Here is a 26,798-nt window from a genome sequence, read left to right on the forward strand (position 1 = left end):
TGATCATGTTCGCGGAGCGTCGCGGGCGTGCCTCAGCGGGCCAGCCGTGACCGCAGGGGCTGCAGCAAGGTGTCCACCTCGTCGACGCGCAACGCCCGCAACGCGAGCAGGTAGGTGATCGACATCACCACGGTTGCGCTGCCCAGGACGCCGTACACGCCGAGCACGCCGCGCTCACCGAGCACCACCTGGGCCCCCTCGCGCACCAGGATGCCGATGCCGGTGGCGCTCGCGGCAGCCAGCAGCAATCGCAGGTGGGTGGACAGGATGCGTGGCCCGTCGACCGCGCCCAGCCGGCGGCGCAGTACCGGGAACCAGATGATCGTGGTGACCAGGTTGGTGGCCGCCATGACCGCCCCGACCCCGGCCGCGACGTCGCGCGGTGCGAGCACGGTGGGCATCAGCAGTGCCCCGACGGTCGACAGCAGGGTGCCGATGGTTCCGATCCAGAACGGGGTGCGGGCGTCCTCGAAGGCGTAGCTCACCCGCTGGAACAGGAACTGGGCGCTGAAGGGGACGATGCCGAGCAGCATGGCGGTGGCCACCAGTGCGTACTGGTCGGTGGTCACCCGGCTGGTGCCGGGGAACATGCCCGCGGTGATCAGGGGACCCAGCGCGATGAAGAGCGCGGTGGCGAACATGGTGGCCACCGACACCGTGCGCAGTGCGAGCGACAGATCCGAGCGGACGGCGTCCAGGTCACCGTCGGCGGCGCGGGCCGAGAGCCGGGTGAACACCGCGGTGACCACGGAGACCGCCACCAGCGAGTGCGGCATCATGAAGATCATGAACGCGAAGTCGAAGACGGCGCGTCCGGCCGGGATGCCGTCCCTCTGAGCGGCGCTGCCCGCGGCGTTGACCACCCGCGAGATCACCAGGAAGCCGAGCTGGGCCAGGGCCACCCCGGCGAAGGTCCACAACGCGATGGTGCCGGCATTGCGCAGGCCGATGCCGCGCCATCCCCATCGTGGTCGCCAGGTGTAGCCCGCCCGGCGCATCACCGGCACCAGCACCAGGGCATTGGCCACCACCCCGAGCGTCGCCGTCCCCGCCAACAGGGCGACGTCTGCCGCGCTCCACCCGGTCACCGGCCGCTCACCCGACCCGGCCATGGCGATGAAGACGACCATGCCGGCGATCGCGACGATGTTGTTGACCACGGGGGCCCACATGTAGGGCCCGAAGCTGCCCCGGGCATTGAGCACCTGGCCGTAGAGCGTGTAGAGGCCGTAGAAGAAGATCTGCGGCAGGCACCAGACGGCCATGGCCGTGCCCAGGTCGAGGGTGGGCTGGTCCCAGTTGTCGCTGTAGAGGCGGATCAACAGGGGGGCCGCGGCGGTGGCGACGATGGTGGTGACACCGAGGATGAGCGTGGCCAGGGTCAGCAGCCGGTCGATGTACTCGGTGCCGCCGTCGTCGCTCTGCTTGGCGGCTCGCACGATCTGCGGCACCAGGATGGCGTTGAGCGCCCCGCCGCCGATCAGGATGAACACGTTGTTGGGCAAGGTGTTCGCGGTGGCGAAGACGCTGCCGGACAGGGCGCCGCCGATCGCTGCCGACAGCACACTGGCGCGGACCCAGCCGAGGATGCGCGACACCAACGTTCCGGCCGACATCAGCGCGCTGCTGCGCATCATCGACTGCGCGGACACCGCTTCGGATCTCGCGCCGGAGGGCGGTTCGGAAGGCGGTCCGGAAGGCGGTTCGGAAGGCGGTTCGGCGGGCGGTCCGGAGGGTCGTTCGGAAGGCGCTGCGGTGACCGTCGCGGCTCCGGACGCCGCGACACGGGCGGGCATGGCGCGGCCCACACCCCACGGCGGCGTGGGCACGCGCTCGCCGGCGGCGATCAACGCGACGTCGTCCGGGTCGGGTACCTGGTCGAGCGGGATCCGCAGCCGGCGGCCACCGCGCACGCTGCGCCGCAGTCCCACCAGCAGCAACAGGGCCAGGACGGCGCCGGCCCCGGCCAGGGCCCGTCCCTCCCAGTTGTGGCGAACCCTCACCCGGATGGTGCCCATGTCCCGCACCAGCGGCGTGGTGCCCCCGGGGGCGTAGAGCAGCGGGTCGAGGTCGACGTCACCGTTGGCCACGGCGGTGACCTCGATGAAGGCGCCCGCCCGCGCCGTCCCGGTGATGGCCGCCCCGAGCGAGACAGGTTGTGGTTCGCCCACCCGTAGCCGGCGCGATCGTGGTTCGAGCGCCACCACCAGCGACACGGGTTCCGGCAGGGTGTTGGTGATGGTCACCGGCAGTCGGCCACTGGTCGAGACCAGGTTTGCCGCGTTGCCGGTGACCACGGACACGCCCGAGTAGTACCGCTCGACCTGACGCGCCAGCGGTGCCCGGGCCCGGGCGAGGATCGCCTCCCGCTCGGGGCCGGTGGCCGTCAGGCCGCGCCACCCGCGCCCGACCAACGAGAGCGCGGCGCGTCGAGCCGGTTGGTAGCTGACCTCGGGTTGGACCAGCGCCGGCCGGAAGGCCGACAGACGATGGAAGTCCTCGCGGACGGCGAGCACCTGGGTCTGGGGTACCTCGCGGCGTGCGGTGCCCCCCACCAGGGTCGCCGGGGCCGGATCGGCCGCTCGTTGGCGGGCCGTGCCGACTGGTTCCACGTGAATCCATGCCACCTGGCCCCACTGGGCCAAGGCCCTCGCGAACGCCTCGGGCTGGGCCGGATCCCAGTCCCGGGGGAGCGCGGCGAGGATCCCGGCCGGGGTCTCGGCGTCACCGTCCACCGCATGAGCCGCGAGCAGGGCCAGGGCGCGTTGCTGGGCCAGGAACGAGGCCGCCCCGGGCGCGGCGATGGCGGCCAGGGCGGAGTTCAGGGCGGGGTCGGTCAGCAGGGCCGTGGCGTCCGTGGTCGCTCCAGGTGCCTCGATCCGCCCACTGGCCAGGGCCTCCGGGGAGGTCCGGGGTGGAATCGAGGCCGACGAGAGGACGACATCGGCGTGGCTGCGGGTGGCGGGGGCTGCTCCACCGCCACGCGACCCGTCCGGCGTGGTCACCGCGCCCCCCAGCACGTCGTCCAGGATCGAGATCGTGCTCTCGTCGGCCAGGCCGTCGACCGGCCAGGCGAGGGAGGTGTCCAGCGTCCGGCCCCAGACCGCTCGCCCCGTGTGGACGGCGTCGTCCCGGGCCGCCGCGAGCAGCTCACCTGCCTGGGCGTGGGCCAGGGCAGCCAGGTCGGGATCACCCCAGGGCAGGGCGTAGATGTCGCGGCCGGGTGAGGCCGCCAGCAGTGATTCGATCCAGGTGCGTGCCGTGGCAGCCTGGACGCTGTCGATCGCCCCCGGGGCGGGGGTGGTCGCCGCCGAGCCCGTCGCATTGCCCGGCGATGATCCGGGGGAGGGGTTCGCCGAGTCGCCGGTGGCCGCGGGCATGGTCGAACCCGTCGAACCCGTCGAACCCGTCGAACCCGTCTGCGGTGTCCCCGTCGCCGCAGGGATGATGCGCCCCTGTGCGGTCAACGCCGCCGTGATCAACGACGGGTCGATCGCCCAGCCGACGGAGCGATCAGAGGTGGCCCGCAGAATGCGCGAGAGCCGACCGTCCGATTGCCATTGCCGGACCAGGCTTCCGGACGGGGTGCCGGCATCGCTGCTGGCGTCCTGCAGCAGTGGGGTGAGTGGAGCCAGGACGGCGACCCGGGTGGCGGCGCTCTGCTGCCCGGCGGCACCGGATCGGGTGGGATCCCACACCACGAAGGTGCGTTCCAGATCGAGCCGCCGGACGCCGTCCCCGTCGTCCGCGAGCAGTTCGATGGCGAGCCCGCGCGGGCCGAACCCGTCCACGAGGGGCAGACCGAGATCGTCGGCCGCCCCGGTCAGCGCGAAGGTGGTCGAGCCATCCGGAGCCAACGCGCCGGGCAGGGTCTGCGTCGCCCAGGTGACCCCCAGGCGTTCGGACCCACTGCGAGCGGCCCACTGCACGATCTCCGGGCCGGTCAGGCGGGGCCAGTCCAGGTGCATGCGTACCGCCAGGGAGCGCAGCGGCGTCCCCCCGGTGTTGCGCACCACTCCACTCAGGACGTAGCTGCCCCCCGGTGTGATCGACAGCGAACTGCTCTGGGTCAACTCGAGGGTTGCCGAGGTGGCGATCGGAGCGCCGACGGCAGCGCCGGTCCCGCCGACGGCCACCAACAGGACCGTGACCAGGACCGTGACCAGGACCGTGACCAGAGCGGCGGCGAGCCGGGCGAGGCCTCGCCTCGCCGCCGACCGCTGGCGGCCACCAGGCACGGTCACGGTCTTGGTCACGGGCACGGTCACGCGCTGTCTGCCAGGAATGCCGTGGCCTCGCGGGCGATCCGCCGCTCGTTCGGGAAGGCGAGCAGGGTGGCCAGGTCGTCGAGGGCCACCCAGGCGACCTCGACGGCCTCCTGGTCCGGGTCGCCGTCGAGGCTCAACGCCCCGCCGGTGGCCTCGAGCAGATAGTGGTGCACCCGTTTGTGCACCCGGCGTCCCTCGGCCGCGAACCAGTAGTCGATGGTGCCCAGCGAGGCGACCACCCGTCCGATGATGCCCGTCTCCTCGGCGATCTCGCGGACGGCGGCCTCCTCGGCGGTCTCGCCGCTCTCGAGGTGACCCTTGGGCAGGCACCACTCGACGCGGCCGGCACGGTTGAGGCGAGCGATCACCGCGGCCTTCATCGGGTTCTCGGTCACCGCGACCACCAGTCCGCCGGCGGAGGTCTCCTGCACGGTGGGGAGGTCCCGCCGCGGCGGTCGCGGAGAGCGCGGCGGACGAACCATGTTGTCACTGTAACGAGTCGGTGCGCGGCACCCATCGGTCCTCTGGAGGACGCCGGTGGCGGCGCCGGTGCCGAGCCGAACAGAGAACCGAGCGGAGAACCGGACAGAGAACCGAACCGGCAGAACTGGGTACGCGGCGTCCGGGTCCCTCTGGCAGGCTTGGACCTCGTGTCGTCCCGCGTCCGTCCCCCCACCCCGCCGGCGAGCCCCACACCCCCGGGGAGCGTCGTGGATCCGCAACCCGCCGAGGCGCTGGCCCTGGCGCGTCGGCGCCTCGCGGCCGGACTGCTCACCCTGCCGCCCGAGGTCGCCCAGCTCGGTGAGCTCTTCGCCGCCGCCGGTCATCGGCTCGCGCTGGTGGGCGGTCCGGTACGGGACGCCGCGCTGGGACGCGCCTCCTCGCCGGACCTGGACTTCACCACGGACGCCCGGCCCGAGGCGACCGAGAAGATCCTGAAGCGCTGGGGCGAGGCCTGCTGGGACATCGGCAAGGCGTTCGGCACCATCGGCGCCCGGGTCGGCGACACCATCGTCGAGGTCACCACGTATCGCAGCGAGTCCTACGATCCGGCGAGCCGCAAGCCGGACGTCGTCTACGGCGACACCCTCGAGGGCGACCTGTCGCGGCGCGACTTCACCGTCAACGCCATGGCGGTCGAGCTGCCCACCCTGACCTTCGTCGACCCGCATCAGGGTCTGGAGGACCTCGCCGCCGGGTGGCTGCGCACCCCGGGGACGCCGGAGCAGTCGTTCGGCGACGATCCGCTGCGCATGATGCGCGCCGCCCGGTTCAGTGCCCAGCTGGGCCTGGACGTCGACCAGCCGGTGGCCGCGGCGATGACCGCGATGGCCGAGCGGATCACGATCGTGGCGGCCGAGCGCTCGCGCGTGGAGCTCGAGAAGTTGCTGCTCGCGCCGTCCCCACGGCGCGGTCTCGAGCTGCTGGTCGAGACCGGTGTGATGGACCACGTGCTGCCGGAGCTGCCGGCGTTGAAGCTCGAGATCGACGAGCACCACCGTCACAAGGACGTCTACGAGCACACGCTGATCGTGCTCGAACAGGCCATCGCCCTGGAGCAGCCCGGCAGTCCTGATCTGGTGCTGCGGCTGGCGGCGTTGTTGCACGACATCGGCAAGCCGAAGACCCGGCGGTTCGAGGGCGGCGGTGGCGTGAGCTTCCACCACCACGAGGTGGTCGGTGCCAAGCTGGCCCGAAAGCGACTGCAGGCGTTGCGGTTCGACAAGGACACCATCACGGCGGTGACCCGGTTGATCGAGCTCCACCTGCGTTTTCACGGCTACGGGGACGGCGAGTGGACCGATGCCGCGGTGCGGCGGTACGTCGCCGATGCCGGGCCGGTGCTCGACCGGCTGCACCTGCTGACCCGCTCGGACTGCACCACCCGCAACCAGCGCAAGGCCTTGCGCCTGTCGGCGGCCTACGACGACCTCGAGGAACGGATCGCCCGGCTGCGCGAGCAGGAGGAACTCGACGCCGTCAGGCCCGATCTGGACGGCAACGCGATCATGGCCCTGCTCGGCATCCCCCCCGGCCGCGATGTCGGTCGAGCCTGGGCACATCTCAAGGAGCTACGCCTCGACCGCGGCCCGCTGACCCGCGAGGACGCCGAGGCCGAACTCCTCACCTGGTGGGCCTCCCAACCCCACTGACCCCCGCCCGCCCCCGGCCCCCGCCCCCCGTCCGGCCCCCGCCCCCCACCCCTCAGGATGAGCGCAATGTCACGTTGCGCTCGTCTAGCGGGTGCGATGGGGCACTGCGCTCGGCCCGGACGAGTGCGATGTCACGGTGCGCTCGCGGTGAGCGTGGGCCGCACCCTGATCCGGGTCGCGGTGTGTCCGGCGACGTCCAGCACCTCGAAGCAGTAACCGTCCACCTCGACGGTCTCGCCGGGGCGGCCCGGAATGCGCTGCAGCCGATCCATGATCAGACCGCTGACGGTGGTGAACGGCACGTCGTCCGGTAGGCCGACGTGGACCCCGAGGTCCGGCAGGTCGTGGATCGGGAACGAACCCGGCACGAGCATCGATCCGTCCGGCTCGTGGATCACGGCTGCGACGTCACGATCGAGCTCGTCGTAGATCTCGCCGATGATCTCCTCGACCAGATCCTCGAGGGTCACGATGCCGTCGTTGGCGCCGTGCTCGTCCACCACGACGGCGAAGTGCTGATGGGCCTGCCGCATCTGCCGCAGAGCCTCCGAGACCAGGAGGGTCTCGGGCAGGAACAGCGCCTCCCGGACGTGCTCGGACACCGGACCCTCGTCGCCGTACAGATCGAGGAAGTGCACCACGCCGATGACGGTGTCGAAGCCGGTCGGCCCGGTGACCGGCAACCGGGAGCGACCGGTGCTGACCAGCAACTGCAGCGCCTGCTCGACCTGCGCCGCACCGGCGATCGAGACCACCTCGCCGCGAGGGATCAGGATCTCGCGCAGGGTGCGCTCGGTGATCTCGAAGGCACCGCTGATGATGGTCCGCTGCTCGTCGGAGAACTCCCGTCGGGCGGCGATCAGATCGCGGATCTCCTCGACGGACACCTCGTCCCGTGGCGCCCGGGGGTCGACGCCGAACAGCCGGACCACCAGATCGGACGTCGTCGCGACCAGCCAGACCGCCGGCCGCGACACGGTGGCCAGGCCGTCGACGAGACCGGCGACGGCCAGCGCCCACGACTCGGCCCGCTGCAGGGCGACCCGCTTGGGGGCGAGCTCACCGAGCACCAGGGTGATGAAGGTCAGGACGAGGGTCACCAGCATCACCGCCAGCACCTCAGCCGCCGGTCCGGTGATGGCGAGCAGCCCCACGAGCGGTTCGGACAGCGAGACGGCCGCCGCCGCAGAAGCCAGGAACCCGGCCAGGGTGATCCCGATCTGGATGGTGGCCAGGAAGCGACTGGGGTCGCGGGCGAGGCGGGCCAGCCGTGCCCCCCGCGGCGACTCCCGCGCCAGTCGTCGCAGTTGACCCTCACGCAACGTCACCAACGCCATCTCGCTGCCCGAGAACAGGGCGTTCACCGCGATCAGGACGACGACGAGCACCAGTTCGATCGCCGTTTCGCCCATCCTGTCTCAGCCATCCTGTCGTCCGGCCGAACCATCCGTTGGTGCGCCGTGGGCACCATTCTGCGCGCTGATCGCCTCGGTGGCGAACGATCGTGGCGGGCGGACGCTGCTGCTCGAGCCCTCAGGCCTCACCTCGGAGGCGGAGCTCTCCCGGTGGGTAAAGTGCCAGGGCAGGGCGTTCTGTGACCGTGACGTCGTCCACAAGAATTCCTGTGCTGGAAGGGCTTTCACTCCGCTGCGGACAGGGGTGATTGTCGGTGTTCGCCCGTAATGTCCGGGTCATGGACTCGGAGCAGACGCCCACCCCGGAGTGGGAGACCGGTGCTCACCAACGCTTCTGCCATTCCGTCAGCACTCCCACCGGGCGGAACCCCATGGCTCGGTTCACCCGCAGCATCGGGCTGTTCTCGACCGCGTTGTACGTCTTGACGCGTCGAACCTGAGGGAATGCCGCCAGCAACGCCCGCAGATTGGCGGCCTTGACCCACATGCCGAGCCGGTGGCCACGGTGCTCACGTAAGACCAGGGTGTCCCATTGCGCCGCAATCTCGCCGTGGTCGGGGTGGAACGCCAACGTGGTGGCCGCGGCCAGGTGCCCGGTCGCGCGCTCGACCGCGACGGTCTCGATCAGGTGGCGGCCCTGATCGGCGGCCATCTGATCCCGCTCGCGGATCCGCGCGGCGTCCCAGGCCTCGGGCTCGATGCCGAGGTCACCCAGCGGGGCATCGGTGGTCATCCGCCCGGCCAGCACCGCGCGCTGGTCCAGCCACTGCGGCGGCACGGCCCCGTGACAGGTGATCACGTCGTACCCCCGATCGGGACGCGCCATCGCCACCTCGGCCTCGACGGTGGCCAGCACCTCGTCCAGGTCGGCGGCACCGTGGGGCAGATCGAGATCGCTGCGGTGATTGGCCAGGGCGAGGCTGAACCCGTGCCGGACGGCGAAGGCCGTCCCGGCGTCCTGACGCTGTTCCGAGATCTGCTCCGTCGCTGCCACGCTCTCGATGGTGACCGCCCGTCGACCCTCGGCGCGGGTTCGCTCGATCAGGTGCTCGACCAGCGTCGACCCGACGCCACGGCGCCGTGCCTGCGGCAGCACGTCGACCTGACCGAAGGCGTGATCGGTGTTGTCCAGCAAGGGGAAATAGAGTTCGGCCGCCCCGACCACCTGCCCTGCATCGTGCTCCACGGCCACCAGGTGCTCGCATCGATGCTGGGTCGTCGGCCGCGCGTCCACCCGCAGTTCGGCGACGGTGTACGGCTGATGCCGCTCACCCATCGCGGCGCGTCCGGACGCCGTGCGCACCGCGAGGTGGGCCAGCGTGCGGTCGAGGTGCCCCGGATCGCCGACGTCAACCGGCTCGATGACCACATCCCACCCCATGACCCCAGCCGAGCACGAGTGGGCGCCGTTGTCACCCGAGTTATCGTTCGGCCGTGCCGGGCTCGCTCACCGACCCCAGATCAGGGATCGGTACTGCTGGGCGGACCTGGGCTGGAACTTCGTGGGCAGCAACGTGAAACGGTCCTGCTCGTTGAAGTAGAGCTCGTAGAGCAACTGCCCCGGTTTCGGGTGCCACGGGTCAGCGGCATTCGCCCGGAACCACTCGTTCATCAACTGGTAGTAGATCGGCAGGTCCGCGCCCGTGCCCTCATCGAGGGGGTCGCCGTTGCCGGCCCATTCGGCCACCGCGAACGGCACGCCCCATTCCTGCGCCAGCAGCCGGTGCTTCTCCAGGCCCAACGGCTGGCCGTTCTGATCGGCCGTCAACTTCGCGGTGAACTCGGCGGCACTCCTGGTCACCACCCAGCTGTTGTAACTGTCGACGGCATAGACCTGCACCACCTGGCGCCCGGCCGCATCACGCCCCGGCCAGAGTTTGCGCAGGTCGATGCCCATGCCGGCGCTGGTGCCATCCGAGGGGCACAGCACCAGGTTGGCCCGGGGCAGGATCTGGTACCTCAGCGTGGAGTACCGCGTCAACGCCGCGGCGAAGTCCGCCTCTTCGCCGCCCCTGACCTGCCAGGGCATGTCCTTCAGATTCATCTCGTGCGCGAAGCGGATGTAGAGCAGGGCGGGGTCCCGCGGTGCCCAACAGCTCTTGATGCGCTGGAGGTTGGCGCGCCAGCGGGCGTCGTAGGCCCCGCGCGCGGCCTTCGCCCAGGTCTCGCCCTTGCGTCCCTCGATGGCACCGATGGCCAGGTCCAACGGCTTGTTCCACCGGGACCACAGGCCGCCGACGCAGATCGAGTGCATCTCGACCATCTGGGCGTTGCCGTTGTCCCAGACCCCGGCCACCGACACGGTCTCGCCGCGCCAGCGTTCCCAGGTGCCGTTCACCCCGACCGCGTCCGATGCCCCGACGCCCGACCACCACACGCCCGCGGTCGCCGGTTGTGCCGCACCGGCCCGGGCGGCGGACGGCGCGGAGGACGGCGCTGCGGGAAGGCCCTGCTGCGCAAGGGTCTCGGTGTCGAGAAAGCGTCCGTCCTCGCGGGTGAGCCACCCTCGTGGCGCGAGCACCATCACGGCGAGGGCCACCAGACTCGCGACGACGGTCACGAGGCCGAGGACTTCCCAGACGCTGGCGCCTCCCAGCGAGATCCGACGGGCGCGTGGTTCCTCGAACCGCGGGGCGAACGGGGACGAGAAGGCGGCCGAGAAGGACGCCGTGGTCGGGTCCGTGGTCGGGTTCAGGGACGGGCTCAGGGCGGGTTCGGGCGCGCGCCCGGCTGTCCGTCGTACGGCCTGGTCGGCAGCCCGGTCGGCCCGTCGATTCCGTCGGCTCGGTCGAGCCTGGCGATCCGGGCGACTCTCGCGATCCGGTCGATCCGAGCGATCCGGGCGGCCCTGACGGGCCTGCCGTCGGCTCGGGGGTGGCGGTGGTTCAGCACGATCACTGCGCTGGCTGCGTCGGGTGGGCAATGGCTCCGCGTCCGCTCGGCGACGCGGCCGGGGCATCGGCGCGCCGTGTCCTGCGGGCGCCGGTTCGGGTGGCGGGGCCGCCCACCCCGGGTCTCCGGAGGGCATCTCGGGAGCGATCCACCAGCTGTTGTGAGCGGCCGCGGGAGCCTCGGGCGTCTCCCACCAGTGCTCACCGGTCGGGGGAGCCGGCGCCGACTCGCTCCGCGCACTTCGTCGGCTGCGCCGGGTGGGCAGTGGTTCGGGCGCCTCGCGTCGACTGCGGCGGCTGGGCACTGCCTCCACCGCATCCGATGGCTCGCGCCGTCTCGCCCCGCCCACCTGAACCGACTCCCCGAGACTCGGTGGTCGCTGCCCGGGTCCTGCGGCAGCCGATGCCAACGAGTCTTACAGCGGTTTCAGTGATCGTCACCGTCTGTAGGGCAGACTTGAGGGTCGCATAGGAAGGCCCTACCTGTCGGGCACGCTGTGCCCCAATGATGCAACGCTCAGTGAGATCGCTTCTGCGGACGCCGCGCCGTCCGGTAGGCCAGACCTGACACCAGGTACACCGCGGCCACGGCGACGAACAGCCCCGGCGCGTAGCCGTCGGGGGGCAACACCAGGGCGCACACGCCCGCGGCGGCCACGAAGGTGATGTTGAACAGCACGTCGTAGAACGACATCGCCCGGCCCCGAAAGGCGTCGTCGGTGTGAGCCTGCACGATCGAGTCGACGCAGATCTTGGTGCCCTGCATCGCGATGCCGACCGCGAACCCGGCGGCCAGCGCCATCGGGTAGGTGGTCACCGCCGCGAACAGGGCGGCCTGCGCGGCCGCGAACACGCAACACAGCACGATCCAGGTCTCCATCCGCATCCGCCGGGTCACCGCGGGGGTGATCACAGCAGCGACGAAGAACCCGGCCCCGGACACCACGAACGCCACCGCCAGAGCCAGTGCACCGGCGTCCGGATCGGCCGGGTCGGCGAAGGTGGCCCGGCACAGCAGGAACATCGCCACCGTCACCAGGCCGTAGGCGAAACGTTGCCCGCCCACCACAGCCAGGGCGTCGAAGGCCGGACGGCGCCGCCACAGGTGCACGCTCGCCTCGCCCAGCCCGACGGCGACGCCGCGGACGGCGGCCGGCACGTCGGCCCACGGCAGCCGGTCGGCGTCGTCCGGCCCGAGCAGGTCGCGGTGCATCGAGCGGGCCGTGGCGGCCGAGGTCAGGTACATCGCCGCGGCGAGGACGACGATCAGCGCGTCGGTGCCGTCGCCGGCCCCGACCACCTGCCGCACTCCCACGGCAACCCCCGCGCCGAGCAGCGCCATCACGGTGCCGCTGGTGGTCGAGACCGCGTTGGCCATCACCAGCTCATCGCGCACGACGACATGCGGCAGACTCGCCCCGAGCCCGGCCAGGAAGAACCGGTTGATCGACAGACAGACCAGCACGAGCGCAAACAGCGGCAGGCCGATGGTGCCCGTGCCGACCAGTGCCGCGACCGCGAGCACCACCGTCGATCGGATCAGGTTGGCTCGTACCAGCACCTGCCGTCGACTCCACCGGTCGAGCAACACCCCCGCGAACGGGCCCACCAGGGTGTACGGCAGGATCGCCACGGCGAAGGCACTGGCGATCGCGCCGGCGCTCGCGGCCCGCTGCGGGGAGAAGAAGAACAGACTCGCCAGGGCGGCCTCGAAGGTCCCATCGGCCAACTGCGAGGCGAGCCGCGTCGCGTAGAGCCGGCGAAAGTCACGGCTGCGCAACACGATCCGCAGATCGCTGACGAATTGCCCGCCGATGCCCACGACCGCACAGGCTACGGCTCCGAGATGCGCCGGCGGGCACGGTGATCGCGCGAGCCGGCCACTCGTGATGCGGGACGGCGCGGGGTCGTCACCGAGGGTTGTCGACAGCTACTCGGTGGTTACTCGGTGGCAACTCAGTGGCAACTCAGTGGGAACTCAGTGGCAACTCAGAAGGAGGTCCTCAACCGGCGGGTCGAGGTCAGCTGTGGAATCGGCGCGCCGTCTGCTGCAACTGACCGGACAGTTCGCCGAGGCCGGCAGCCACTGCACGCAGTTGATGTGCCTGGTCCGTCGTGGTTCGCGCGGTGTCGGCCACGGCGTCCACGTCGACCGCGATCGTGCTGCTCTGATCGACGGCCTCGCCGATGCGCCGGGACAGGTCGTCCGTCGTGGCGCTCTGCTCGTCGATGGCCGCGGCCACCACGGTCTGCAGGGCGTTGATCCGGTCGATCACGTCGGTGACCTGCGTGATCGCCCCGACGGCGGCACCGGTGTCGGTCTGGATGGCCGCGATCCGGGCCGAGATGTCCTCGGTGGCCTTGGCGGTGGCGTGGGCCAGCTCCTTGACCTCGTTCGCCACGACGGCGAAGCCCTTGCCCGCCTCACCGGCCCGGGCGGCCTCGATGGTCGCGTTGAGCGCCAACAGGTTGGTCTGTTCGGCGATCGAGGTGATCACCTGGGCCACCTCGTCGATCTGACGGCTCGACTCACCCAGCTGACGCATCGTGTCGTTCACGGTCTGGGCCACGGCGCTCGCCTCACCGGCCACCCGACTGGCCTCGGCGGTGCTGCGGGCGATCTCACCGATCGAGTTGCCCATCTCCTGGGTGCCCACGGCCATGGTCTGCACGCTGTCCGACACCTGGTGCGCGGTGGCCGTGGCCGCCCCGGCGCGGTCGGCCGACTCGCCCGCGATCTGCGTCAGTGAGGCCGCGAAGCGGTCGAGGTCCTGGGAGCGGGAGGCGAGGTCGGCCGCCTGGGAGTTCAGGCTGTTGGCCGTCTCGACCATCGATCCGAGGAAGCTGTTGATCGTCGTGGCCACCAGGCTCACCTCGTCCCGGCCGGTCTCGTCCAGCCGGGTGCTCAGGTCACCGGCCCCGCGCGCCAGGTCCCCGAGCCGCGACCACACCTGGTTGAGCGGTGAGGCGATGCTGCGGGCGATCAGGCCGGCGGTCAGGATCAACAGCACCAGGCCGAGGACGCCGACCAGCCAGACCCAGCGTTCCCCCTGGGCGGCGGCGGAGGTGCTGCGATCGGCGACCGCCTGGCCCGCATCGGTGATCTTGGCTGCCAGATCGCTGGTGGCGGTGGCGGCTGTCCCGAACGCCTCCAAGGAGGAGCCGGACGCCAACTCGTTGGACGCCGCGACGGCGGACTTGGTGCCGGTGCGGTAGCCGCTCACGATCTTCTTGTCGATCTCGAGGAACGTCGCGAAAGCCGTTGTCGCGGTGGACAACAGGGCTGCCTGCTCCGCCGGCAGGTGAGCCGCGCCGAGCTCGGCGTACAACGTCTGCAGCGCCGCGGCGGAGTTCACGAACTCCTTGCGCTGGCCGACGCCGTCCTCGGCTGCACCGGGGACGCCACGGTTGAAGTCGAAGGCATATCCGGTCTGCCAGCCGGCGACGTCGGCGGTGCGGAACTTGGCCTCCATGGCGACATGGCTCAGTTCCAGGGCCTGCGACGTCGCGTGACCGGCGACCTCCTGCTCCCGCAGGCGGCTGATGGAGGTCGCCATCATGACCACGCACACGAGGACGCCGAGTGCGGCGATCACCGTGATGCGGGTGGTGATGCGCCAATTGCGCAGGACAACGGACATGACGCTCCCTGGGGGCCCGAAGGGCTGAGTCACGCAGGGCATCGGGCACCCTGGGGCGGTCCTTGAGGCATCCGGCACACCGATGACTCGATCAGACCCCGAGTCAGCTGGTCTGAATGTCCGAGCCTCCTGCGCAGGCGAGGGCTCGGCCCGGACCTATTCTGATCACCATGTCGATCGGCCCCCCGCAACACGTCTCGGCGGTGCAAGGCGTCGCCGACGAACTGCGCGCCGCCATCCACCGTGGCGATCTCTCGACCGGCGACCGGCTGCCGGCGGAGCGCGACCTGGCCGCGCAACTGGGCGTCAGCCGGATCACGTTGCGCGAGGCGATCCGGATCCTGGTCGAGGAGGGTTATCTGCTCGCCCGACGCGGTGCGCGGGGTGGCACCTTCGTCACCGAACTCGAGGTGCCCTACGGCCGCTGGTTGAGCCGCATGCGGAGCAACATCGCCGAGTTCGAGGATCTGTTGGAATTCCGGATCGCGGTCGAACTCAGAACGGCCAGCCTGGCCGCTCTCCGGCACACCGAACCTGACCTGGCGCTGCTCGACGCGACCCTCGACCAGATGCGCGAGGCCACCGACCGAGCCGGGTACCGCAGTGCCGACCATGCGTTTCACCGGGGCCTGGCCGAGGCGGCGCGCAGCCCACGACTGAGTGAGGCCATCGCCGCAGCCCGCGGCGAGCTGTTCCTGCAGACCGATCGCCTGATCTACGACGAGCTGATCGACGACACCATCACCGAGCATTGCGCCATCCTCGAGGCGGTCCGGGCCCGCGACCCCGCGGGGTCGGCGGCGGCCATGCAGGCACATCTCGAGCTCACCCGTCAGGGGCTGAGGGCACTCCTGTCGCAGTGATCCTGACCGAGATGGTGGGAGCTCCAACCCCTGGCCCTCGAGGTGCAGCTTTCGTACCATTGGGCGTTCTCGACACCGGAGGTCCCGTGACCCCCACCTTCGACCCCTCCGTCGGCGGGGATGACGCCCCGGACCATGCAGCTCCTCCGTTCGCCCTCGACGACCGCCTACCGGCGAGCCGGGACCTGATCGCCGGACGGCGGTGCGTACCGGGCCTCGTGCTGGACGGCACCCTCGACGATCCGAACACCGGGCTGCCGCTGGCTCCCCGATGCGCGACCCGCCCCGAGGACGTCGACCGCGCCCTGGCGGCAGCGCACGCCGTCCACGAGCAGGGCAGCTGGGCGGCGGCGGGTGTCGAAGGGCGTGCGGAGGTCTTGCTGCGCCTGGCCGACGAGCTGACCGCCCGCACCGAGTCGATGGCGCTGGCCGAGTCGCTGAACACCGGCATCGTGCTGGGGGTCACCACGGCGATAGCGGGTGGCTGCGCCGATCAGGTGCGCGGTCTGGTCGAGCAGCTGCGGGCCGCGGGCACGGTGACCGAGCTGCCGGGCCGGGGCCGGGGCGGGCCGGTGCGGCTGCACCGCGACCCCTGGGGTCCGGCGGTGGTGCTGGCGCCGTGGAACGCCCCCTCACCCACGGCGGTCGGCACGTCGGCAGCGGCGCTGGCCGCGGGCTGCCCGGTCATCCTCAAGCCCAGCGAGTGGGCGCCGGGCAGCAGCGACCTGTTCGCCGAGGCCGTGGTCGCCGCCGGCGTGCCCAGCGGGGTGTGCCAACTGGTGCACGGTGATCGCCGCACCGGGGCTCAACTGGCCGGTGACCCCCGGGTCCGCGCTGTGGCCATGACCGGCGGCCTGGCGGGTGGGCGGGTGGTCGCCTGGTCGGCGGCCGTGAACTTCACTCGGCTGCAGCTCGAGTTGAGCGGCAACAACCCGGTGATCGTGCGGTCGGACGCCGACCTGGCCGTGACCGCGGCCGCGTTGGCCGCCGGCATGACGAAACTCAACGGGCAGTGGTGCGAGGCACCGGGTCGGGTGTTCGTCCCCGCCGAACGGCACGACGAACTGGTCGAGGCGCTGCTGGCCGAGCTGTCGGGGCTCACCATCGGGTCGAGTCTGGCGCCGTCCACGGACCTGGGACCCATCTCGCACTGGCGCCATCTCACCCGGCTCACCGAGCAGGTCGACGACGCTGTCGCGCAGGGCGCGCACGCGCTCACCCCGGCGATGGAGCTGCCCGACCAGGGCTGGTTCATGGCTCCCACGGTGATCGTGGGCCTGGACCCGCAGGACGCGGTGGACGAGATCTTCGGTCCGGTGATCACGGTGCACCCGGTGGCCTCGGACGAGGCCGCGGTGGCGGCGGCGAACGCCACCCCTGACGGCCTCGCCGGATACGTCTTCGGTCGCGATCTCGAGGCGGCGCTCGACCTGGGCGCGCGGCTTCGTGGCGGCGAGATCAAGATCAACGGGACCAGTTTGCTGGACCTCACCGACGCTTCCCACCAGAGCTTCTGGGGGACCAGCGGGTACGGCGGGCACGGTGCGGGTGAAGCTTTGGAGTTCTTTCGCGGTAACCGGATCGTCGGGGTCGACAATCCCGATGTACCGATCTGATTCTCTGCTGGTCTCTGGAGGACTGAATGCATCGGGTCAGCGGGCCCCCCGGGGCCACCCCCGCTGATCTCGTCGGCGCCGGCCTGGATCTGACAGCCGTCGACACCGTCGTGGTCGCGACCCCGGACGTCCAGGGCCGCCTGGTCGGGCGCCGGACGACGGTCGAGGGTTTTCGTGCCGCGCTCGGCACCGGCATCCACATGTCGAACTGCGTCTTCGGCTGGGACATCACCCAGGACGCCACCCTGCTGGCCGACGGATCGCTGCCCTACACCGGAATGCACACCGGCATCGGCGACGTCACCCTGCATCCCGACCTCACGACGCTGCGCCGAGCGGGGTGGCTCGATCGAGCAGCGATCTGCCTGGCCGATGTGGTCGAACCGGACGGCACGCCGACCGTTCTCGCGCCGCGCACCCTGTTGCGCACCGAGCTGGCGGCCTGGGACGAGCTCGGGTTACACCCGGTGGTGGGCACCGAGTTGGAGTTCTACCTCTATCGCGGTGACCCGCGCGCCAGCCGGGCGGCCGGCTATCGCGATCTCGAACCCACCACGCTCAGCCCGGCCGACTATGCGATCTACGAGGGCGAGGCGTACGAGCCGTTCTTCACCGACCTGCGTAACCGGTTGCAGGCCAGCGGAATCGACCTCGAGGCCTCGCAGGGTGAGTGGGGGCTGGGCCAGTGGGAGACCACGTTGCGCTACAGCGACCCGCTGGCGATGGCCGATCGGCACGTGCTCTACAAGCTGGCCACCCGCAGTCTGGCCGCCCGCGCCGGGATGTCCGCGACGTTCATGGCCAAGCCGTTCGACGGCGGGCCGGGATCGTCGTGCCACGTGCACCTCTCGGTGCGCGACGCCGCCGGTCGCCCGCTGTTCTGGGACGACGATGCGCCGCAGCACATCTCGCCGACGCTGCGTCACGCGGTGGGCGGTTCGCTGGCCCGGGCCGGTGAGTTGACGGCGTGGTACGCCCCGACGGTCAACTCCTATCGACGCCTGCGCAGCCAGGACGCCGCGGGGTGGGGCACCACCTGGGGGATCGACCACCGGTTCTGTTCGGTTCGCGTGGTGGGTCATCGGCCCGAGGATCTACGGATGGAGTTTCGTCTGCCCGGCGCGGACGCCAATCCCTACCTGGTGCTGGCCGCTCTGCTGGCCTCGGTTCGTGAGGGCCTGGCCGCCGGTACCGATCCGGGAGAACCGGTGACCGGCAATCCCTATGACGCGCCGTCCGGGGGGCCGGATCACCTGGGCGAGGCGGTGGCCGCGTTCGCGGCGTCCGGCTTCGCGCGAGCAACATTCGGCGACAGCGTGGTCGATCACTACGCCACGCTGGGCCGCTTCGAGTGGACCCGGTTCCTCGACGCGGTCACCGACTGGGAACGCACGCGGTACTTCGATCTGATCTGAGGGCAGATTCTGGGACCTATTCTTGGACCTATTCTTGTGACTGAACCCACACGCTGTGATGCATTCCACCGCGCCTCACCGACCGTGTGACCCACTCGCCGGTGTTCCCATGATCACGTTCTGAGCCACCCTCCTGCTCGGCTACCGGGAGCACACTGCGCTCTCGAGGTGACCACTGGCGTGGACCACCTCATCCTCTGGCCCGAGGAGCCCGCAGTGACCAGTCAGGTTCCTGACTTCAAGAACCATCTACCCGTCCGGATCGATTTCGGCCCCGGCTCGCTGGAACGGCTCGGTGACGCGCTGGCAGCCGAGGTCTGCCAGGCGCCCTTCCTGATCGCCGACCCTGCCGTGATCGTCCTGCCCGAGATCCAGGAGTTGCTGGCGCAGCTGGTGGGGCTCGGTCACCGCGTGAGCATTGCCGAGGTGCCGGTCGGCGAACCCACCCTGGCGACGATCGACGCACTCGGTGATCAGCTACGTCAGGCTCACGCCGCCGGCCGGGCGGACATCGTGATCGCCGTCGGCGGCGGCGCGGCGCTGGACACCGCCAAGGGGGCGCGGCTGCTGCTCACCAACCCCGGCTCCATCCGCCGCTACACCTGGCCGGGCGACCCACAGCCGGTCTCGGCGCCGTTCGTCCCGCTGATCACGGTGCCGACCACGGCGGGCACCGGCAGCGAGGTGACCGGAGGGGTGGTGATGACCGATCCCGACAGCGGTCTCAAGGTCGCGGCGCCCAGCCCACACAATCGAGCGCAGTACTGCTTCGTCGACCCGCGGCTCACGCTCAGCCTGCCGGCCGGTCCCACCCTGTGGGGCGGCATCGACGCACTCGGGCAGGCCATCGGGTCCACGGTGTCCAGCGTGCACACCCCGGTCGGTGACGGTCTCGCCCTCGAGGCCGTGCGGCTGATCGGTCGTGCCCTGCCGGCCGTGATCGCCGACCTGAGCGACCTCGAGGCGCGCACCGACATGGCTGCCGCCGCCCTGCTGGCCGGCCTGGCGATGAACGTCAGCGAGGCCGGCAGCGAGCACAGTCTGGCTCATCCGCTCGGTAGCCGGCACCAGCTGCCGCACGGGTTGACGGTGGCGCTGATGTTGGCCGAGTCGATGGAGCACGATCGCCGGTACGTGCCCGCTCGTCTGGAGCGCGTCGCGGATTCCCTCGGTGAGCCCCCGCTGGGGGCGGGCGAGGCGGCCGACGGACGGCGCGCCGTCCGCGCCGTACAACGGCTGCTGGCCGAGCTCGGCTGCCCCACGCTGGGCGAGTGCGGGGTGACCGAGGCCGACATCGAGCCACTCACCGATGCCGCGCTGGCGGGCTGGATCCCGGTCGAACCCGGCCCGTGGACCCGTGACGACATCGCGACCGCCTACCGCCGCGCCCTGGCCCTCACCGTCCGCTGACAACCCCCACCCCCAACCCACCCCCAACCCGCCCATGCTCCGCAGGTGACCGGTCATACTCCCTGACCGCGGCGCAATTCAGGGCATAACAGGCACGTAGCGCAATCCCTGCGGAGTATGAGCGGGTTGAGGGCGACCCCCGGTGGTCCCTTCGGTCCGTCACGGGCCGGTCCCGGACACCAGCAGCGCGGCGGCCAGGTCGGCGAGCAGATCGACGCCGTCCGGTGAGAGCACCGATTCGAGGTGGAACTGCACCGACGCCCACCGATCGCCGCGCAACGCCACGATCTCGTCGTCGTCCTCGGTCAGGCCGGCCGTCCAGACCTCGACCCCGGACGGCGCGGCGCCGCGGGGGGCGCGGGCGGTGAAGGTGTTGTAGAAGCCCACCCGGACGTCGCGGCCGAACGCTGCCACCCGCCGCTGCGTGCCCTGGTACGGCTGCGCCAAGGGCGCGATCACCAACCCGAGCAGGCCGGCCAGGATCTGGTGACTCAGGCAGACCGCGAGCAGTGGACGCCGCCCGGCCAGGCGCGTGGCGATCACTCCGTGCAGGGCCGCGATCCGGCGATCGCCGAGGTCGCGGGGATCACCAGGGCCCGGGCCGGCCACCAGCAGATCGGCGCGGGCGATCTGGGCCGGGCTCACGGCATCCCACTGCTCGATGTGAGCCACCATGCCCAGGCGACGCAGCATGTGGGCGAGCATCGCGGTCCAGGCGTCCTCGGCGTCGATCACCAGGGCGCGGCGTCCGCGCAACCGCGCGTCGGGGCGATCCGCCTGCTGCTGCAACCAGAACGGCGCCAGGGTGGCGTTGCGCGAGGCGAGGGCGGCGGCCACCTGAGGATCGTCGGTGAGGTCGGCGGGCAGGGCGCGCCGTGAGGCCTCGGCGGCCTCGGATGCGTTCGCCGTGAAGGCCGCCAACACCCCGGCGGCCTTGGCGTGGGTCTCGGCCACCTCGTGTTCGGGCACGCTGTGCCGCACCAGGGTGGCCCCGACCGGCACCCTCACCGACCCGTCGTCACCGAGGTAGGCGGTGCGGATCAGGATCGGGGCGTCGAGCTGCGGCCCGTCCGGCCCGGCCGAGATCAGGGCCGCCATGCCGGAGTAGTAGCCGCGCCCACCGCCCTCGTGTCGCGCGATCACCTGGCAGGCGTTCTGCACCGGTGACCCGGTCACGGTGGCCGCAAACATGCTCTCGCGCAACACCTCTCGCACGTCGGCGTCGCTGAACCCGGTGAGCAGGTACTCGGTGTGGGCCAGGTGGGCCATGGGTTTGAGCAGCGGCCCGTGCACCTGCCCGCCCGCCACGGCCAGCCGGCTCATCATCTTCAGTTCCTCGTCCACCACCATGAACAGCTCCTCGACCTCCTTGCGGTCCGCCAGGAAGGCGAGCAGTTGATCGCGGGTGGGGCCGCCCGGCGGGTAGCGGAACGTGCCGCTGATCGGGTTCATCACGACCCGCCCGGACGCCGCGCTGAGGTGGCGCTCGGGCGTGGCACCCACCGCGGTCAGGTCACCCAGCTGGACGGCGAACGTCCAGTAGGCGCCCCGCTCACCGCGCAGCAATCGGCCCAGGACAGCGAGCGCGGCCCGCACCGGGGGTACCGGCTGCACGGCGCGCAGCTCACGGCGGATGACGAAGTTCGCCCCCTCGCCGCGCCCGATCTCGTCCGCGATCACCCGCTTGACGACCTCGGTGTAGGCGTCGTCGTCCAGATCGAAACCCGTTGCGGTGAGCGGGATGTCGTCGGTTGGCAGCACCTCGAGTGCCTCGGTGCGGGTGAGTTCGTGGCACTCGCGGACCTGCAGGTAGCGCAAGGGAGCGCCGTCATCGTGGTGGGCATAGCCGAGTTCGGCGACCTGGCGGAACGGCACCATGGCGAACACCGGTGGCATCCCCGGGGCGGGGAGCGGCAGGTCGGCCAACCGCGCGACATCGTGGACGTCGTCCGGCTCACCGATCAGCAGGTCGAGGATCGGCTCTGCTGCGGGGTCGTGCCCGCCGCGCTCGGCCTCGTGGCGGCACAGCAGCGCGAACGGGGGCGGCGAAGGGTCATGGGCGAGAGCGAGCAGCAGGCGGGCGGCGGGGGTCATCGGAGCTCCTTCGATCAGGGCTGCTGATCGAGGCTCCGTCGTGGCGTGCGGCACCACGGGGCACACGGCAACGGCCGCCTCGATCGAGGCGGCCGCGGGGTAAGTGCGCGTGGGTGACCGCCTAGCCGGCGGGCCACCACAGTCGATGGGTCATGCGCACGATCCCCACCCTAAGCCACCCAGGTCACCCCGCCCCAACCCAAACCCCGCTCATGCTCCGCCGGTGACGGTTACGGTTCCTGAGGGCGCGGACCCGGCTACCCGGAGCCGGCCGAGGTGACTGGTGGGCCGATCAGCCAGGCGGCGTCCACGAAGGCACGGTCGAACCGCTCGATCTCGATGATGATCTGGTCCAGCGCCGGCGTCCCGCCGAGGGCGAACAGCGGCGCCGCGACAGCCGGAACGAAGTCCGAGAGCAGCCGGGCGCGCCGCACCCCGGTCTGCTCGTGGACGAGCAGCTCGCTGAGCGCCCGCAGCACCCCGTCGGCGTCGTCCTCGACCCGCACCGAGTGCAGCACGGCACCGGCCAACTGACCGTTGCCGCCGGCCACACACGCCTCCTCGAAGACGGTCAGTCGCCCCAGCTCGGCGCGTTCGCGGGCGATCATGACCTGGTTCCGGAGCAGGTCGAGTGCGACCTCGTCCTCCTCCCGCTCGGCCAGCCGTTCGGCGGTCTCCGGGTCGGCCACGGCGCACAGCGCCTCGACCCCTGCCTCGAGGACGGTGGACCGGAGCCCGGGATCCTCGAATGAGGCCCGCTGCAGGGCCCCGATCACCAGGTCCGGCCACCGAGGGGACCAGGCCGCCGGCCCGAGGGGGAGGCTGGAGCTCACGGCCACGAGCGCCTGCGCCCGATCGAGTGGGCTCAGGATCGACACCGCCTGATCGACGATCAGCTCGAGCACCCGGAACGCCTCGTCGGCCGATCGGTGGGCGCAGCGGGCTGTCGTGTCGGCCAGCACCCGCACCGCGCGCGCCTGCACCTCGTTGGCCCCCACGCGCCGACCCGTGAGGTCCGCGATCATGCGGGTCAGGTACAGGGCGGGCGAGGACACCTCGGCCAGATCCGCGATCTCGGGCACCATGCGTTCGAGCGTGACGAGGGTCGCCGTGATGTCGTGCTGCGCCAGCACTCGGCACTGCGCTGCCCGGGCGGTGAAGCTGTCCACGACGTCGTCGGCGCCGACGACGTCGACGACAGCCGCCAGCTCCTCCTCCAGGGGTGTCGAGCGCTCGCCCAGCGCGCCGACAACCGACGCCAACTGGTCTGCGACGAGCTCGACGGTGTGCACCGACGGCCGAAAGCCCTGGGCCTGGAGCGCTCGAATCCAGCCGAGGACGCCGGCCAGCGCCCGGGCGCCTCGGTCGACCTCCACCCCGACCAGACCGGCGGCCACGGTCGTGGCGACCATGAGGCGTTCGTCGCCCCCGGGGACGTCGTCCGTGCCGGCGAGGAGCAGCTGGGCCAGCTGGTCCGCCAGCACCGGGTCGTCGGGCGCGACGCGAGCGACCAGTGGCGCCGCCGTCCGGAGCGCCTCGCCGTAGAGCGGGGCACCGCGGCGAGCACTCAGTTCCTCGAGCAGGGCCAGCGCACAGCGAGAACGATCCGCCGCGGCGACGTCATCGGACTGGACGAGCGCCGCCGTCGCCGCGGACACCGTCGTCACCCAGGTCATCGCGCGCAGAACGCCGGCGATGTGCTGGTGGGCACCGGACTGGTGCAGTGCAGCCACCTGAATCCGGCGCAGGACGTCGCAGTCGCCTTCGGGGAGGTGGGCCAGACACAGCGCACTGGCTCGGGCGAGTTCGCGCGTGGCTCGTGCGGGTTCGGCGGCCTGTGCCCAGACGGCGGCGACCCGGGCTCGGTCGTCGGACGGGATCTGCTCACCGAACTCCTCCACCACGGCTGCCACTCGATCCATTCGCGCCTCCCGAGCCGCGGTGTCCGGGCCATCGGTGGTGGCGATGAGTCGAAGCAGCCCGAGGGCGACCCTGGCCAGCTCGCGGGGCCTGACGGTGCGCATCAGGTCCACCGCGGCGTCCCAGTCGCCGGTCCGGGCCAGGGCACCGACCACCACCTCGGTGAAGAGTTCACGGTTGATCGGCATCTCGTGGAAGGACGGATCGGTCGCCTCGACGGCCAGGGCCAACCACTGCGGCAGCTGGTCGGCGGCGACCTCGCGCAGCTCGACGACCGACGCACAGATCGCGCGAGTGCCCTCGACCTGATCGAACTGCAGACCGCTGTCGAGCAGCGCCAACGCCTCGGGGGAGCGGCCCAGCCGGATCAGGTGCGGCACGATGCTGGTCAGGGCGGCGCCCAGATAGTCCTCGGATTCCGCCAAGCACAGTTGCGCCGCCCGCAGCAGGAGGCGGGCCGCCCGATCCTGATCGGGGCCGGCCTGGGGGCGCCACCTGTCCAGCAGCCGGAAGAACGGGTTCTTCATGAGGGAGCCGTGCCGCAACACCGCCGCCCCGTGATCGACCAGCAGCTCCAGCTCCGACAAGACGGCGTCCGGGGTCAGGGCCTCGAGTGCCGGCAGCAGCGCCCTGCACACGTACGCCCGGTCCGCAGGGGACTGGATGGTCGCGGCGGCGGCCCGAGCCTGATCGGTGAGGTCGCGCGCTCGCGCCAGATCGGGGGTGGACGAGCTCAGCGCGGAGGCGAGGGCCCCGAGCGAGGCAGCCCGCAGGACGTCGTCCGGGGCCTGGCGGATGAACTCGTCGACCATCGCGAGCAGTCGCCCGCGAGCGGCCTCGGGTAGTCCGCGGTCCACGGGCAGCAGCTCCACCAGGTCGACCAGGGCGCCGTACTGCTGGTTCGTCATGCGAATCAGGCGGATCTCATCCGCCGCGCGCAGCGCGAGCTCGCCGGCGTGGTCGGCACGGCCGTCGTGGTCGTTGCCCTGATCGAGGATCGCCGTCGCCACTGCGGTGAGCACGCCGACGGCATGGCCTCGGGCGGAGCTGACCTCCCGCAGGCAGGCCAGCGCCCGGTCCACGTCACCGTCCGCGACCCACGCGGTGAAGAGTTCCTCGGGGAAGGACAGCATGAGTTCCCGGGCGGTCTGACGGGCGACCACGAAGGCAGCGATCCGTGCGTGGTCCGCCTCCGGCACGCCGAGGAGTGCCTTGGCTGCCGCGTCCAGATCCCGGACGAGGGCTGCATAGGTGCCCAGTACGGACCAGTGCGCCGCGATCCACTCCGCCGAATGGAGTCGATACAGATCGTCGAGTCGGCCGGCCTCGAGCAGGTGCGCCCCGAGGGCCGTCAGGGCGTACGGGCTGCGGTGTTGCGGCCACCCTTCGCAATAGGCGAGCAGCCTCCCCCGGTAGTCGCTGATCTTGCCGATCCGTCGAGGGTCGGCGATGTAGCGGCGAAGCCTGGGGTGCACCAGGCTGTAGCGACCGTCCTCGTGCCGTCGGACCATCCGGCGTACCCGCTCGAGGACCTGGTCGAAGAAGTCCCCCGACCAGTCGTCCAGCAGACTCGGGTTGACGGCCTCCAACTCGGCCCGTGACATCGGGCGCACGGCGGCCGCCAGGGTGCCGAACAGGTCGCGGATCGGGGTGTCGCCAGCCAGCTGCCGAATCTGTTGCCACCAGCGGTCCAGGTAGGCGTCCAGGCCGTGCGGCTGGTGGGCCACGTCGCGCGGGGTGATCCGGCCCGCGGCGACGTCCTCGGCGAGAAACCGGACGTAGAACGGGTCGGCACCCAGGCGTGGATCGTCCTCGTGGGCGGCACGTGACATCACCTCGGTCAGCAGGTCGTCGTCGATGATGACGCCGTCGTCCGGGGTGCCGAGTCCGGCGAACAGCTCACGGACCTCCTCCCGGTCCAGACCGCCGAGTGGCAACGGGGTGACCTGATCCCGAGGGAACTCGTAGTCGGCTCGCCAGTCCTGCCCGACGTCGCGGACGGTGACTATGATGTGCAGATTCGGGGGCACCCGCCGACTCAGATAGGGGGCCAGCCGCCAGGAACCGACCTCGTCGAGCCCGTCGAGCACCAGCACCTGGCTGTGTTCACGCGGTGTCTCGACGAGCTGCTGGTACAGCGCCCGGAGCTCATTGAGCGAGTCCGGAACCTCTTGTGCCGCATCGTCCCAGGCGCTCATCTGTTGCACCACGTTCTGCAGGAAGAACGTCTCGTCGAGGGTCTCGGCGCCGTACACGGGGGCGAAGAAATGGTAGGCGAAGGCCTCGGGCGTGGCCGCGACGAGGTTGGCCACCAGGGAGGTCTTGCCGAACCCCGGTGGCGCGGTCACGACCAGGTAGCCACCGTCGCGACGGGCAGCGAACTCCATGATCCGTCGGAACACGTCTCGACGGCCTGTGAAGATCTGGGTGCGGTCCTCGATCAGGGGCTTGAACGCGGCACGCAGTGGCACCCGAGGGCGGATCGGCACGTAGCGGCCACGTCGGTAGACGTCGAAGTCGAGCCCGGCACCCACCAGCACCCCCTGCTCGGGTGGCGATGGCCGGGGCATGCCGGGAACCCGGGTCAGGAGCCGCACGAGCTCTTCCAGTTGGGTGTCGTACTCGAGGTTCTTGCCGCGCAGCATCAGGACGTCGTGGTCGACCAGTGCCCGCAGCGGCGGCGGCAGGTCGGAGGCGAGTGGCACCGGGGTGTCGTCGAAGGTCACCGGGATGATGGCCTTGCCGAGGTCCAGTGCGGTGGCGAGCTCTTGGCGGACCACGTCGTCCTCGCGATCGAGGCGGCGGCCGCCGTCCGCCGACCGGGCGTCCAGCCAGTCCGGTCCGATGAGGGCGAGGAACACCCGGCATGACTGGATGCCCTCCCGCAGGCGTTCGGGGAAGACGCTTCCGGCCTCGAGGGACTCCCGGTCGAAGAAGATGCGGTCCTTGTCGAATCGGCGACACAGGTCGCGGTAGAGGGCGCGGGCGTGGCCGGCGGCATCGCTGCGCCGATAGCTCACGAAGACGAGCGGGTCGACGTCCGTGATCGCCATGGGGACATTGTCACCGGGCGGCGGGAGTGTCCGCCATGCCGTGGGGCGGACCGGTTACG

14 protein-coding genes are annotated in these 26,798 nt (G+C 71.2%); 5 read left to right on the forward strand and 9 right to left on the reverse strand.

All coding sequences use genetic code 11. From position 1 onward, the window contains the following. Positions 1 to 32: 32 nt before the first annotated feature. Positions 33 to 1,637: a murein biosynthesis integral membrane protein MurJ gene (gene murJ / locus IPK24_00555; GenBank protein MBK8074063.1), complete on the reverse strand. Its 1,605-nt coding sequence runs from the start codon at positions 1,635 to 1,637 to the stop codon at positions 33 to 35. Between the two features lie 2,627 nt (positions 1,638 to 4,264). Beyond that, positions 4,265 to 4,750 (reverse strand): NUDIX hydrolase, encoded by a 486-nt coding sequence (locus tag IPK24_00560; GenBank protein ID MBK8074064.1) that lies wholly within the window; start codon positions 4,748 to 4,750, stop codon positions 4,265 to 4,267. A 285-nt stretch (positions 4,751 to 5,035) separates the two neighbouring features. Between IPK24_00560 and IPK24_00565 the strand changes: the two genes are divergently transcribed. Then, positions 5,036 to 6,421 (forward strand): CCA tRNA nucleotidyltransferase, encoded by a 1,386-nt coding sequence (locus tag IPK24_00565; GenBank protein ID MBK8074065.1) that lies wholly within the window; start codon positions 5,036 to 5,038, stop codon positions 6,419 to 6,421. 131 nt (positions 6,422 to 6,552) lie between these two features. Here the strand turns inward: IPK24_00565 and IPK24_00570 are convergent, their stop codons facing one another. The 5 genes from IPK24_00570 to IPK24_00590 form a co-directional block, all read right to left on the reverse strand. Beyond that, positions 6,553 to 7,833 (reverse strand): HlyC/CorC family transporter, encoded by a 1,281-nt coding sequence (locus tag IPK24_00570; protein ID MBK8074066.1) that lies wholly within the window; start codon positions 7,831 to 7,833, stop codon positions 6,553 to 6,555. A gap of 325 nt (positions 7,834 to 8,158) precedes the next feature. Beyond that, entirely contained in the window at positions 8,159 to 9,217 is a 1,059-nt protein-coding gene (locus IPK24_00575; protein MBK8074067.1) for a GNAT family N-acetyltransferase, read from the reverse strand. Positions 9,218 to 9,283: 66 nt separating this feature from the next. Further along, positions 9,284 to 10,396 (reverse strand): hypothetical protein, encoded by a 1,113-nt coding sequence (locus tag IPK24_00580; GenBank protein MBK8074068.1) that lies wholly within the window; start codon positions 10,394 to 10,396, stop codon positions 9,284 to 9,286. Between the two features lie 848 nt (positions 10,397 to 11,244). Then, a complete protein-coding gene (locus tag IPK24_00585) occupies positions 11,245 to 12,543 on the reverse strand; it encodes an MFS transporter (protein MBK8074069.1) in 1,299 nt (432 codons plus the stop codon). A gap of 205 nt (positions 12,544 to 12,748) precedes the next feature. Then, on the reverse strand, positions 12,749 to 14,368 hold the full coding sequence (locus IPK24_00590; GenBank protein ID MBK8074070.1) for a methyl-accepting chemotaxis protein: 1,620 nt from the start codon (positions 14,366 to 14,368) through the stop codon (positions 12,749 to 12,751). Positions 14,369 to 14,538: 170 nt separating this feature from the next. Here IPK24_00590 and IPK24_00595 point away from each other — a divergent pair, with 170 nt between their 5' ends. The 4 genes from IPK24_00595 (at position 14,539) to IPK24_00610 (ending at position 19,672) form a co-directional block, all read left to right on the forward strand. After that, positions 14,539 to 15,231: a FadR family transcriptional regulator gene (locus IPK24_00595; GenBank protein MBK8074071.1), complete on the forward strand. Its 693-nt coding sequence runs from the start codon at positions 14,539 to 14,541 to the stop codon at positions 15,229 to 15,231. Between the two features lie 86 nt (positions 15,232 to 15,317). Beyond that, positions 15,318 to 16,847 (forward strand): aldehyde dehydrogenase family protein, encoded by a 1,530-nt coding sequence (locus IPK24_00600; GenBank protein ID MBK8074072.1) that lies wholly within the window; start codon positions 15,318 to 15,320, stop codon positions 16,845 to 16,847. A 26-nt stretch (positions 16,848 to 16,873) separates the two neighbouring features. Then, the gene (locus tag IPK24_00605) at positions 16,874 to 18,262 is read left to right on the forward strand and encodes a glutamine synthetase (protein ID MBK8074073.1); all 1,389 of its coding nucleotides are present in this window, start codon (positions 16,874 to 16,876) and stop codon (positions 18,260 to 18,262) included. 216 nt (positions 18,263 to 18,478) lie between these two features. Continuing rightward, a complete protein-coding gene (locus IPK24_00610) occupies positions 18,479 to 19,672 on the forward strand; it encodes an iron-containing alcohol dehydrogenase (protein MBK8074074.1) in 1,194 nt (397 codons plus the stop codon). 159 nt (positions 19,673 to 19,831) lie between these two features. Here the strand turns inward: IPK24_00610 and IPK24_00615 are convergent, their stop codons facing one another. Together IPK24_00615 and IPK24_00620 are read right to left on the reverse strand one after the other, a co-directional pair. After that, positions 19,832 to 21,766, reverse strand: coding sequence for a chorismate-binding protein (locus IPK24_00615; GenBank protein ID MBK8074075.1), 1,935 nt, complete (start codon positions 21,764 to 21,766; stop codon positions 19,832 to 19,834). 257 nt (positions 21,767 to 22,023) lie between these two features. Beyond that, on the reverse strand, positions 22,024 to 26,739 hold the full coding sequence (locus IPK24_00620) for a toll/interleukin-1 receptor domain-containing protein (protein MBK8074076.1): 4,716 nt from the start codon (positions 26,737 to 26,739) through the stop codon (positions 22,024 to 22,026). Between the last annotated feature and the right edge of the window lie 59 nt (positions 26,740 to 26,798).

It is taken from the genome of Kineosporiaceae bacterium, from assembly GCA_016713225.1.
In the GTDB taxonomy this organism is placed as follows: domain Bacteria; phylum Actinomycetota; class Actinomycetes; order Actinomycetales; family Kineosporiaceae; genus JADJPO01.